This is a genomic window from Clostridium sp. Marseille-P2415, assembly GCF_900155545.1.
Lineage (GTDB): Bacteria > Bacillota > Clostridia > Lachnospirales > Lachnospiraceae > Lacrimispora.
Genome location: NZ_LT732526.1, coordinates 2,830,230 through 2,842,096 on the forward strand (window position 1 = coordinate 2,830,230; position 11,867 = coordinate 2,842,096).

The window sequence follows — 11,867 nt, forward strand, 5'->3', positions numbered from 1 at the left end:
CTTGGTTATGCAATACCTGTCTGGACATGCAGTCATTTTCGTGCTACAATCATTCAATACAGCTTATCAGCTTCCGAAAATATGCAAACGAGGTAAATCACCAATGGAAGAAAATCATAACAGCAATAACGGAATGCTTCCGCAGATGCGTCCGGCGGGTCCTTTCCTGGCCTTCTGGTCCGTTCTTCTCGGCGGTATCGGGCTTGTGACCGACTGCCTTCCCCTGTTCAGCATCTGGAGTCTTCCGGCCGGCTTGTTTTTCGGGCTGCTCGGTATCGCATGCGCCGTGCTTTCCAGGCAGGGAAAACCCTTTACCCAACAGGCCCAGCTTGGTCTGATCCTGTCCGTCATTTCCGCGGTCTGCGGACTGCTCATGACATTATTTATTATTTTTGTATATGATACCATGGATACCAATACACCTTTGGGCCAGTATTTCAGACAGGTTTTTGAGACTACCAGCCAGGCCCTTAAGTCCACCTACCCTGCCGGAGAGTAGAGTTTCCTCGTTCCTGCCCATGCTTTCCGGGCATAAAGGTATATGCCCGATGAAGAGGGGCAGGTCCCCCGCAGGGTGTTACCTCATAGGAGGAAGTAAGTCCACTCCCTTAACAACCAGCATATAATTCTTGAATATCCAATTGGCCACCACAATGGCGGCCCCTGTCAGAATCAGAATCCTGACCCTTTTTTCATGATCCATGGGACGCTTCCATCTTCTGGATACGGTCCTCAGGATCATTTCCAAAAGAAACACGAAAACAGTATAAAGGACCAGCGGATGATACTGAAAACTCATCCGCAGGTCCCCCCGTAACAATGACCGGACTGCCCGTGTACCGCCGCAGCCAGGACAATAAAGTCCGGTAAGCGACTGGAACATACAGGGAAGCCCAAAGCCAAATACTTTCTTTAACCGGTTCATCCGTTTCACCTTCGTTTAATCTGCCAGATCAAAAGCATCATGAACCGTTCTCATGGACCGGTTTACATCCTCTTCATCAATGAGGACTGTGATCCGGATCTCAGAAGTTGCGATCATCTTGATATTGACATTTGCATTGGAAAGAGCCTCAAACATCTTTGCAGCAACGCCCGGGTTGCTGGTCATACCGGCCCCGATAATGGAGATCTTGGCCACGCCTTCCTCGCATGTCACCTCCTGAGCGGTAACAGTATCTTTGTTTTCCTCTAAAAGATCCATGGTCTCTTTTAAATCGGTTTTTGCAACCGTAAAGGAAATGTCTTTTCTCTCTTCCCGTCCGATGGACTGTATGATAATGTCCACATTGATGTTGTGTTTGGCCAGTAGGTTGAATATTTTAAAAGCAATTCCAGGCACATTTTTAACTCCGATGACTGAAATACGGGCTACATTCTTATCTGCGGCAACTCCGCTCACCAGCATTCTTTCCAATTTTGTTTCCTCCTTGACGATGGTACCTTCTGCTCTGGTCAGGCTTGATAAGACGACCAGCTGAACTCCGTAGCGTTTCGCCATTTCCACTGACCGGTTATGCAGCACCTTTGCTCCCAGGGAAGCGAATTCCAGCATTTCATCGTAAGAAACCTCCATGAGCTTTCTGGCATTGGGTACAATGCGGGGATCCGCAGTGTAAACGCCATCCACATCCGTATAGATTTCACATGCATCTGCGTGAAGGGCTGCTGCCAGGGCGACGGCCGTGGTATCAGAACCTCCGCGCCCAAGAGTAGTCAGATCATCGTATTTATTAATTCCCTGAAAGCCGGTGATGATGACGATCTTCCTGGCATCCAGCTCATGCCGTATGCGTTCCGTATCAATCCGCTTTAATTTGGCTGTTCCGTAGGCAGAGGTGGTGTGCATCGCCACCTGGGCCGCATTTAAAGAAACGGCCGGAACTCCCAGAGCGTTCATGGCCATAGCCATAAGGGCCACGCTGACCTGTTCCCCGGTGGCTAACAGCATATCCAGTTCCCTCTTGGGGGGGTTGGGATTTATCTCATGGGCTTTTGCAATAAGACCGTCCGTGGTCTTCCCCATGGCGGACAGCACTACCACCACCTGATTGCCTTTTTCATACTCCTCGATGCAGCGCTTTGCCACATTGAAAATTCTCTCTTTGTCTGCGACGGAGCTCCCGCCAAATTTTTTCACTACTAACATCGCTGCCTCCTGGCGAAAAGTCAAAGCGGATATTCGCAATCCGCTTCGCTGCTTGCTCATAACCTTATTACCACTTCGTGGTATGGGGGACTTCCCTGATAAGGTTAAATTTCTGCGCGGATGCGCTGCCTGATTCCGGGCAGCTTTTTCGCTTTCCTTTCGTACTCTTCCTCAGTCATAACTTCTGTCAGGACTGCAAATTCATCCATGTGGTCCAGTTCCGTCACTTCTACTTTTCCGAATACTGCTTCTACTTCTTTCAAACGCTTTGCAGCAATTCCTTTGACCCTTACAAAATAGCGGAAAGAAATGCTATCCATGGCTGAAATGGCCAGTCTTTCCTCATCCCAGCCCATCTCTATATGATGATCACAATTCTGAAGGGCTTCGATAATATCCGCGACCACAGCGCTGGCTGTGGGAAGCTTTCCCGCACCGCTTCCATAAAACATGGAGGTCCCCACCATATTTCCTTTTACCAGAATGCCGTTATAGACATCGCTTACCGAGTATAACGGGTGGTCTTTTCCGATCATCACCGGCGCTACAAATGCATGGACCGCCCCGTTCCGGATCCGGCTCGAACCGAACAGCTTTACAGAGGTTCCCAGTGCATCCGCATAGCTAAAATCCACATCCGTTATTTTTGTAATCCCTTCTGTATAAATATGCTCATAATTAACTTCGTGTCCCGTCGCCATGGCTGTCAGGATCGCAATCTTTCGACAGGTATCGTGTCCTTCCACATCAGCCTCCGGGTTACGCTCCGCATAGCCCAAGTCCTGAGCCTCTCTTAAGGCTGTTTCAAAGGTCTCGCCTGCTTTGTCCATTTTTGTCAATATGTAGTTGGTGGTTCCATTCAGAATACCGGTGATTTCTTCGATCTCCTCACCGGCAAGAGAAGTATAAAGAGGGCGGATGATCGGAATACCGCCACCTACACTGGCCTCAAAAAGGAAATTGACCTTGTGCTCCCTGGCAATTTTTAAAAGCTCCGTACCGTAAGCAGCTACCAAAGCCTTGTTGGAGGTAGCCACATGCTTGCCGGCCTCCAGACTTGCCTTAACGAACGGATAAGCCGGCTTTAATCCTCCCATGGTCTCGATCACCATGGATACTTCCGGGTCACTCTCGATTATAGAGAAGTCGTGAACGATTTTATCTTCAACCGCTGTTCCTGGAAATTCCCTTAAATCCAGAACATATTTCACGTTAACCGTATCGCCTGCTTTTTTTGCGATTGTTTCTTTGTTTCTTTCCAAAATTTCTACCACACCTGAACCGATGGTACCATAGCCCATAACTGCAACATTCATCATATCTCTACTCCCTGGCTAAAATTTTTACGTAGTGAACCCCATCCTTATCTTCTATATCCTCAACCATCCTTGATACATTCCCGGTACTCTCCAGAACTTCCACGCTCAAGGTTAAGGTGGCCACGCCATTGACCGGAATACTCTGGTGTATGGTAAGGATATTGGCACGGTACACAGCGACCACATGAAGCAGGTCAGACAGCAGACCTGGTTCGTCATCCATCTGCATCACCAGTGTAATGGTTTTCCCCTTCGTATTATCATAGAACGGAAAGATATCATCTTTATACTTATAAAAAGAGCTGCGGCTGATGCCTACACGGTCAGTCGCCTCCTGAACGGTGATGACACGCTCCGATTCCAACAGTTTTTTTGCCTCAACTACCTTCAGCAATACTTCAGGTACAGCCTTTTGCTTTACCACAAAATATTTACTTTTTTCTTCCATAAAAAAATATCTTCCCTTCTGTGTCCGCAACGGAAATACATCTGTGCTCATAGGGAAGATATTATCATATTTATGCAGGGTATGCAACTATTTTTCTATTTATTTTCTTTAATTTTTATAAAATACAGGCTTAAAGCTCTATTCTGCTTCACTGTCACCGGCCTTTGCACCGGTGCTTAACCAGCGCAGATAGGCGTACATGAACTGGTCAAGAGAACCGTCCAAAACGCTGTTTACATTGCCGGTTTCCGCATTGGTCCTGTGGTCTTTGACCATGGTATAAGGCTGAAGGACATAGGAACGGATCTGGTTTCCCCAGCCGATTTCTGTCACATCGCCCCGGATGCCGGAAAGCTTCTCCGCATTTTCCTGCTGCTTTAATAAATAGAGCTTTGCCTTCAGCATCTGCATGGCCTTGTCCTTGTTCTGGAACTGGGAACGCTCATTCTGGCACTGGACCACGATACCGGTGGGAAGATGGGTAATGCGGATCGCTGAGGAGGTTTTGTTGATATGCTGTCCGCCGGCCCCGCTGGAGCGGTAGGTATCAATGCGAAGGTCCTCTTCGTTGATCTCCACATCCAAGTCCTCTTCAATATCCGGCATGACATCACAGGATACAAAGGAGGTCTGGCGTTTGCCTGCGGCATTGAACGGGGAAATCCGGACCAGGCGGTGGACTCCTTTTTCCGACTTTAAATAGCCGTAAGCATTGGCTCCATTAATCTGTACCGTAACGGACTTAATGCCCGCCTCATCTCCGTCGAGATAATCCAGGACTTCTGTTTGAAAGCCTTTCTTCTCTGCCCAGCGGCAGAACATGCGGTATAACATGCTGCACCAGTCACAGGATTCGGTTCCTCCTGCACCTGCATTAAGCTTTAAGATGGCATTGTCGCTGTCGTATTCCCCTGAAAGCAGTGTATTGATGCGCATCTCTTCCAGCTTTTCCTTGAATTCGTTTAACATCGCCTCAACTTCCGGAATCAGGGAGGGATCATTTTCCTCATTTCCCATCTCGATCATGACGCCAATGTCTTCATATTGCTGCTCCAGTTCTTTATACCCCTGGACGGTATCCTTTAAATTCTTTGCGAGCTGTACGATCCTGGCAGACTTTTCCGGATCTTCCCAGAAGCCCGGCTCCTCCATGGACTTGTCAAGCTCATCGATCCGCTTCAACTTATTATCTAAGTCAAAGTGAATCCCTCACTTCCACTAATGGTTTTTCATGCGTTGATAATTCGTATTTGTACTGATCTAACTCTACCACTGTGTCACCCACTTTCTGATTTTATTATTTATAAATATAAAATTGGAGCCCGGTCCCTTTAATATGGTGCGAACTCCAATTTTATAAAAATACTATACTAATTTACGTCCGCAGCACTGCTTGTACTTTTTACCGGAACCGCATGGACACGGATCATTTGGATAAACCTTGGCTTCCACCTTCTTAACAGGTGCCTTTGCCGCACTTTCATCCTTATTGGTTCCTGTCACCTTGGCAGCCGGCTCTCTCTCCACCTTCTGTTCCACGCGGATGTGGAACAGGATCCTTACGGTATCCTCACGGATGGCCGCTGTCATCTCATCAAACATCTGATATCCGCTCATCTTGTATTCTACCAGCGGATCCCTCTGTCCATATGCCTGCAGTCCAATTCCCTGGCGCAGCTGATCCATATCGTCGATATGGGACATCCATTTATTATCGATCACCTTCAGGAGAATGACACGTTCAATTTCACGAATCTGCTCTCCATCCGGGAATTCTGCTTCCTTGGATTCATAAAGCTTGATGGCTTCTTCCTTCAGCATATGTTTCAGTTCGTTTTTCCTGATCTTCTTATCTTCTGGAAGCGTAACCGGCTCCAATGGAATGATGGGGAGAAGCAGAGTGTTAAGCTCATTCAAATCCCATTCTTCCGGTGACTGGTCGTCGCTGATGGAAATATCCACCGAATTCTCCACGATATCTGTCACCATCTTTAAGATGACATCACGCATATTGTCCCCGTCTAAAACTTTTCTTCTCTCCGCATAGATTACTTCACGCTGCTCGTTCATAACCTCGTCGTATTTGAGGAGGTTCTCACGGATGCCGTAGTTATTGGTCTCGATCTTCATCTGTGCCTTTTCGATGGCGTTCGACAACATCTTATGCTCGATCTGTTCGCCTTCCGGCACGCCGAGGGCATTAAACATGCCTACCAGACGTTCAGAACCGAACAGACGCATCAAATCATCCTCAAGAGAAATATAAAATCTGGATTCACCCGGATCACCCTGACGTCCGGAACGGCCGCGCAGCTGATTATCGATACGGCGTGATTCATGGCGCTCCGTACCGATGATCTTTAAGCCTCCTGCCGCCTTTGATTCATCATCAAGCTTGATATCCGTACCACGTCCTGCCATGTTGGTAGCAATGGTAACTGCTTTATGAACACCTGCATCCGCTACGATTTCAGCCTCCAGCTCATGATATTTGGCATTTAAAACTTTATGCGGAATGCCGCGGCGCTTTAACATGCCGCTTAACATCTCTGAGGTTTCAATGGTTATGGTACCCACCAGAACAGGCTGTCCCTTCTCGTAAGCCTTCTGCACTTCGTCACAGACCGCTTCAAATTTCTCTTTCTTGGTTTTATATACTGCATCCTCCAAGTCAACCCGGGCTACCGGACGGTTGGTCGGGATTGCAATGGCATCCATACCATAAGTATTCCGGAATTCCTTTTCCTCTGTTAGGGCGGTACCGGTCATACCTGCTTTTTTATTATACTTATTAAAGAAGTTCTGGAAGGTAATGGTGGCAAGAGTCTTGCTCTCCCTGCGGACATTTACATGTTCCTTTGCCTCAATTGCCTGATGAAGTCCGTCAGAATACCGCCTGCCTGGCATAATACGGCCTGTAAATTCATCAACGATCAGAACTTCGTCATCTTTTACCACATAATCCTTATCCCGGAACATCAGGTAATTGGCACGAAGGGCCAGGATGATGTTATGCTGGATCTCCAGGTTCTGCGGGTCGGATAAGTTCTCAATGTGGAAAAACTGTTCTACTTTATCCACACCCTGTTCGGTCAGGTTCACGACCTTGTCCTTTTCATCCACAATGAAATCACCGGTCTCAATGATTTCCTCTCCCATGATGGCTCCCATCTTGGAGAATTCTCCGGATGCCTCACCGCGCTCCAGCTGACGGGCCAGAATATCGCAGACTTCATATAATTTCGTGGATTTGCCGCTCTGTCCGGAAATAATAAGGGGTGTTCTGGCCTCATCGATCAAAACCGAGTCCACCTCATCAATGATACAGAAATCCAAATCTCTTAATACCATCTGTTCCTTATAGATGGCCATGTTATCTCTCAAATAGTCAAAACCAAGTTCGTTATTGGTCACATAAGTAATGTCACAATTATAAGCGTCGCGCCTCTCGTCGGAATTCATGGAGTTAAGTACAACTCCTACGTTTAAGCCTAAGAATTCGTGAACCCTTCCCATCCATTCCGCATCACGCTTTGCCAGATAATCGTTGACCGTTACGATCTGTACCCCATTGCCTGCCAGCGCATTTAAATAAGCAGGACATGTGGATACGAGGGTCTTACCTTCACCGGTCTTCATCTCGGCGATACGCCCCTGGTGAAGAACGATTCCACCGATCAACTGCACGCGGAAATGTTCCATATTAAGAACTCTTCTTGCAGCCTCTCTCACTGTGGCAAAAGCTTCCGGCAAAATGTCATCAAGAGTCTCGCCGGCTGCCAGCCTCTCTTTAAAAAGCTTTGTGTTATTTTTCAGTTCTTCATCCGTAAGCGCAACCATGGACGGGCGAAGAGCTTCTATCTTATCCACAATGGGATTTACTAATTTCAGTTCTCTTTCACTATGAGTTCCAAATATTTTTTGAACGAGGTTCATGATTCATTCTCCTACTCTTTTTAACAATATACACCGTACAATCCTGTACATTGTAACACTAACTCCTCTTTAATTCAACGAATTCATAAAAAATTAACATTCTGATAATAATCAGACCTCATATTACCAGGTCCTTCCTTTTTCCACAGCAAACTGCGGCAAAAGTGGAAAAAATTATGGTCAACCTGACACATTGCACAAAAAACCTGTTCGATTTCGGACTTTTCCACATTATCCACATGCCATTGTGTATTTTTCCCCCATTTTTATCCCCACAAACAAATCTCATATTTATTGGGAAAAATACTTATACACCGAGTTATCCACATTATCCACATTTATTCTCCACATATTCCCAGATTTCCCATGCGAATGTCGTACCTTTTGATTTTTGTATACTTGTCATAAAATTTCCTTTTTCGACGAAAATTTTCCTTTTTCCCTTGACTTTTTTTAATGGCCGCATATAGTTTTTCAATATTCTGGCAAAATATAAGTAGAAACATTTTGCAAATAAATCCCATAAATTATCTTATAATTTTATTAATGCAATTGAATTATTCTTAAAAAGATGATATACTATATTCATCTCAAGAAAAAGGAGCTGATGACCTATGCGTTTTACAATTACAGGAAGAAATATTGAGGTTACATCAGGGTTACGTGAAGCAATCGAAGATAAGCTTGGAAAGCTGGACCGCTTCTTCGCACCTGCTACGGAGGCTACAGTAAGACTCAGCGTGCAGAAAGAAATGCAGAAAATCGAAGTGACTATCCCGGTGAAAGGACATATAATCAGAGCAGAGGAATCCAGCACAGACATGTACGTTTCCATTGACCTTGTAGAAGAGATCCTGGAACGGCAGCTGAAAAAATATAAAAACAAGCTGATCGACAAAAAGCAGACTACCCCCTCCTTCTCCAAAGCATTCATGGAAGAGGAAACCCAGACCGATGATCATGTGGAAATCGTCAAGTCAAAGAAGTTCGCGGTAAAGCCCATGGATCCGGAAGAAGCCTGCATACAGATGGAACTCCTCGGTCACAGCTTCTATGTATTCTTAAATGCAGAAACGGATGAAGTAAATGTGGTTTACAAGAGAAAAGGCGGGTCATACGGTCTCATAGAACCGGAATTCTAGCACTTGCATAAAAAACTTGTATAAAAAGCAGCCAGATAATTTTCCGGCTGCTTTTTTCATTATGCCCGCATCAGATACCGTTCTACGCTGGTAATGGCGTTGGCGCCATCGGAAACTGCCGTCGAAACCTGTCTGAGCTGCTTGGTACGTACATCGCCGGCCGCGAAAATTCCGGGGATATTGGTCTCACAGTCCTCTCCGGCCCTGATATATCCATGGTCCATCTCCACCAGGTTACCAAAAGCTTCGCTTTGCGGATTGATTCCTACTGCTATGAACACTCCGTCAACCGCAAGCTTCCTTGCTTCTTCGGTCTTGGTATTCTTAAGCGTTAAGGATTCCACCTGATCTCCGCCTTCGATCTCCTCTACCACAGTATCCCAGATGATTTCCACATTTTCCAGCTGAAACAACTGAGTTTGCAGAGTCTTCGCTCCCCTTAACTTATTTCTCCTATGAATTAAGTATACTTTTTTACACATTCTGGCTAAGAAAATCGCATCTTCGATTGCAACGTCACCGCCGCCGACCACTGCTGCCACCTTATTGCGGAAAAATGCTCCGTCACAGGTAGCACAGTAGGAAACACCCATTCCGGTCAGCTCCTCTTCTCCGATCACGGAAAGCTTCCGGTGCTGCGCTCCGGTAGCAATGATCACCGTCTTCGTTACGTAGTTTTTTTCTTCTCCCACTACGTTAAATTCCCCGTCGGAAGCCTCAATACGGAGCACTTCATCTGTGGAGAACTCCGCGCCCAGCTTTTCTGCATGTTCCCGGAATTTCATCCCGAGATCATAGCCGTTGATCCCCGGAAGCCCCGGGTAATTGTCCACCTCATAGGTATTAAGCACCTGGCCGCCGCTTGCCATCTCTTTTTCAATCACTACCATCTTAAGCTCAGCCCTTTTACCATAAACAGCGGCCGTAAGCCCTGCGGGCCCGGACCCGATGATGACTACATCATAAATCTCATTCATTTTTATCTACCTGCTTTCTATAATCAAACTGATATTTGGTTTTCTATAATCATTATATCTCACCACCCCTTAAGTATGCAATGCCTGATCTGTGACAAAATCACAAAAACAAGAAACCGGGCTTTTGCCGCCTGCATTGCATTCTGTCTGCCAATTTGATAAAATAGGATATACGCAACTGACAGAAAGGATGATTTATATGGCTGGGAAAACAGTACTTATCACCGGGGCATCCCGGGGCATCGGAAAAGCAATTGCTGTAAAATTTGCAAAGAAGGGATACCATGTGGCCATCAACTGCCTGCACAGCGAAGACCGCCTTCTTAAAACCAAAAAGGAACTGGAGTCTTATCAGATATCCTGTCTTGCCTGCATGGGAGACATCGGGGATATGGACCAGTGCCAGGCCCTCTTTGAACAGGTACGAAAACAGTTCGGTACCCTGGATGTCCTTGTTAATAATGCAGGCATATCCTACATCGGCCTGTTACAGGATATGAGCCCGGAGGCCTGGGACCGGATCATCCGCACCAATTTAACGTCTGTATTCAACTGCTGCAAGCTGGCCATTCCCGGAATGTTGGAAAAAAAGCAGGGAAAAATCATAAATATCTCTTCCGTATGGGGGATGTCAGGCGCCTCCTGTGAAGTAGCTTATTCTGCCACCAAAGGCGGCATCAACGCATTCACAAAGGCCCTGGCCAAAGAGCTGGCCCCCAGCAACATCCAGGTGAACGCCGTTGCCTGCGGTGCCATTGACACGGAAATGAACCGGTTTCTGCAGGAGGACGAGTTGATCGCTCTCATTGATGAAATTCCAACCGGCCGGTTGGGGAAGGCCGAAGAGGTCGCTGATCTGGTATACCAGCTGAGCTATAAAAATTCTTACTTAACCGGACAGATCATCGGCCTTGACGGAGGCTGGATTTAACCGAATCAAGTAAGTCCCCCACTTCAAATGCGAAAAGCATTAAGTGGTGGGTGGGGACTTGCTTGTGTCAGGTGGAGTACAAGCTCCACCTGACAAGCAGCGATAGCTGCTATTCGGTTATGCCCGGTGGAGCGGGGCACGCTGTGAGCAAGTAGCGAAGCGGATTGCGAATATCCGCTTGACCAGGAAATGAAGTTAAAACTGAAAAAGCTGTCATAATTACAGAAAATAGCCCCTGCTTTGCAAAAATTAACGGGATGGACTGGACAGAACAGGAGGAAATGTGGTAAATTGTAACGTGCGTCTTATTATAATAGAAACATAAGAAATCATTCCGCAATTTAAGAACGGATACAAAAGATACGAGACAGGAGGACGTTTTCATGGGAGCATATCAACTGAAAATCACGATCAAAGGCAGTAAGCCGCCGATTTGGAGAAGGATTCTGGTGCCGGAAGGGATTACCTTTGAGAAACTGCACCAGATTATTCAGACAGCATTTTGCTGGGCCGATGATCACCTGTATCAATTTGAATTCCGTTCTGAAGGGGTACGGGTAGTACCGGCTGAAGAAGACAGGTCTCAGAAATTTCAATATATATTAACGGATGAAACCATTGACAATCTGGTATCCGGTACGAAAAAATTTACCTATATATATGATTTTGGTGATAACTGGGAGCATGTAATCCAGGTAGAAGATGTGATAGAAGATTATAAGGAGAACTACGCCCAGGTCGTTAAATTCAAAGGAGATGTAATTCCGGAAGACTGCGGAGGCATTACCGGGTATTATGAACTTTTAAAAAAATCCTCTGAATACCTGAAAGAATATGATATGTCAGCCATCAACAAATGTTTGAATCAGAATGTAGAACCTGTTCCGGAAGAAATCCATATTGCAGACATTTACGGCTGTTACGATAAAAGCAGCGTCATTGAGATTGCTAAAAGACACGGCTTG

At 46.2% G+C, this 11,867-nt stretch carries 11 protein-coding genes; 4 read left to right on the plus strand and 7 right to left on the minus strand.

Annotation, left to right across the window (positions count from 1 at the left end; all coding sequences use genetic code 11):
* The first annotated feature begins 103 nt into the window (after positions 1-103).
* Complete coding sequence (locus tag BQ9856_RS17895) at positions 104-499, plus strand: sodium:solute symporter (protein WP_077612236.1); 396 nt, start codon at positions 104-106, stop codon at positions 497-499.
* Positions 500-577: 78 nt separating this feature from the next.
* On the opposite strand, the gene BQ9856_RS17900 is transcribed toward BQ9856_RS17895, so the two are convergent.
* From BQ9856_RS17900 to secA, 6 genes are all read right to left on the minus strand, one after another.
* Positions 578-925: a DUF2752 domain-containing protein gene (locus tag BQ9856_RS17900; protein ID WP_077612237.1), complete on the minus strand. Its 348-nt coding sequence runs from the start codon at positions 923-925 to the stop codon at positions 578-580.
* A gap of 15 nt (positions 926-940) precedes the next feature.
* Positions 941-2,149, minus strand: coding sequence for an aspartate kinase (locus BQ9856_RS17905; RefSeq protein ID WP_077612238.1), 1,209 nt, complete (start codon positions 2,147-2,149; stop codon positions 941-943).
* A 104-nt stretch (positions 2,150-2,253) separates the two neighbouring features.
* Positions 2,254-3,468, minus strand: a complete 1,215-nt coding sequence (locus tag BQ9856_RS17910) for a homoserine dehydrogenase (RefSeq protein ID WP_077612239.1) — start codon at positions 3,466-3,468, stop codon at positions 2,254-2,256.
* Positions 3,469-3,472: 4 nt separating this feature from the next.
* Positions 3,473-3,916, minus strand: a complete 444-nt coding sequence (locus tag BQ9856_RS17915) for an ACT domain-containing protein (RefSeq protein WP_077612240.1) — start codon at positions 3,914-3,916, stop codon at positions 3,473-3,475.
* Between the two features lie 138 nt (positions 3,917-4,054).
* A protein-coding gene (prfB, locus tag BQ9856_RS17920; protein ID WP_139348725.1) for a peptide chain release factor 2 occupies positions 4,055-5,189 on the minus strand; the annotation gives its coding sequence in 2 pieces (ribosomal slippage) (positions 4,055-5,113 and positions 5,115-5,189; 1,134 coding nt in all).
* Between the two features lie 92 nt (positions 5,190-5,281).
* Positions 5,282-7,852 carry a preprotein translocase subunit SecA gene (gene secA / locus BQ9856_RS17925; RefSeq protein WP_077612242.1) on the minus strand — a complete coding sequence of 857 codons (2,571 nt, stop codon included), beginning with the start codon at positions 7,850-7,852 and terminating at the stop codon, positions 5,282-5,284.
* A 614-nt stretch (positions 7,853-8,466) separates the two neighbouring features.
* Here secA and hpf point away from each other — a divergent pair.
* Complete coding sequence (gene hpf, locus BQ9856_RS17935) at positions 8,467-8,994, plus strand: ribosome hibernation-promoting factor, HPF/YfiA family (protein WP_077612244.1); 528 nt, start codon at positions 8,467-8,469, stop codon at positions 8,992-8,994.
* A gap of 59 nt (positions 8,995-9,053) precedes the next feature.
* Here the strand turns inward: hpf and trxB are convergent, their stop codons facing one another.
* Positions 9,054-9,971 carry a thioredoxin-disulfide reductase gene (gene trxB, locus BQ9856_RS17940; RefSeq protein ID WP_077612245.1) on the minus strand — a complete coding sequence of 306 codons (918 nt, stop codon included), beginning with the start codon at positions 9,969-9,971 and terminating at the stop codon, positions 9,054-9,056.
* A gap of 199 nt (positions 9,972-10,170) precedes the next feature.
* Between trxB and ymfI the strand changes: the two genes are divergently transcribed.
* Together ymfI and BQ9856_RS17950 are read left to right on the plus strand one after the other, a co-directional pair.
* Entirely contained in the window at positions 10,171-10,902 is a 732-nt protein-coding gene (ymfI, locus tag BQ9856_RS17945; protein WP_077612246.1) for an elongation factor P 5-aminopentanone reductase, read from the plus strand.
* Between the two features lie 383 nt (positions 10,903-11,285).
* Positions 11,286-11,867: plasmid pRiA4b ORF-3 family protein (locus BQ9856_RS17950; RefSeq protein WP_139348792.1), on the plus strand; the 582-nt coding region annotated here is incomplete at its 3' end.

Bases quoted from the DNA above. Each gene is read 5' to 3' on its own strand.
- BQ9856_RS17905 (WP_077612238.1), bottom strand. From the start codon at position 2,149: ATGTTAGTAGTGAAAAAATTTGGCGGGAGCTCCGTCGCAGACAAAGAG.
- secA (WP_077612242.1), bottom strand. From the start codon at position 7,852: ATGAACCTCGTTCAAAAAATATTTGGAACTCATAGTGAAAGAGAACTG.
- BQ9856_RS17910 (WP_077612239.1), bottom strand. From the start codon at position 3,468: ATGATGAATGTTGCAGTTATGGGCTATGGTACCATCGGTTCAGGTGTG.
- trxB (WP_077612245.1), bottom strand. From the start codon at position 9,971: ATGAATGAGATTTATGATGTAGTCATCATCGGGTCCGGGCCCGCAGGG.
- BQ9856_RS17895 (WP_077612236.1), top strand. From the start codon at position 104: ATGGAAGAAAATCATAACAGCAATAACGGAATGCTTCCGCAGATGCGT.
- ymfI (WP_077612246.1), top strand. From the start codon at position 10,171: ATGGCTGGGAAAACAGTACTTATCACCGGGGCATCCCGGGGCATCGGA.
- BQ9856_RS17915 (WP_077612240.1), bottom strand. From the start codon at position 3,916: ATGGAAGAAAAAAGTAAATATTTTGTGGTAAAGCAAAAGGCTGTACCT.
- BQ9856_RS17900 (WP_077612237.1), bottom strand. From the start codon at position 925: ATGAACCGGTTAAAGAAAGTATTTGGCTTTGGGCTTCCCTGTATGTTC.
- hpf (WP_077612244.1), top strand. From the start codon at position 8,467: ATGCGTTTTACAATTACAGGAAGAAATATTGAGGTTACATCAGGGTTA.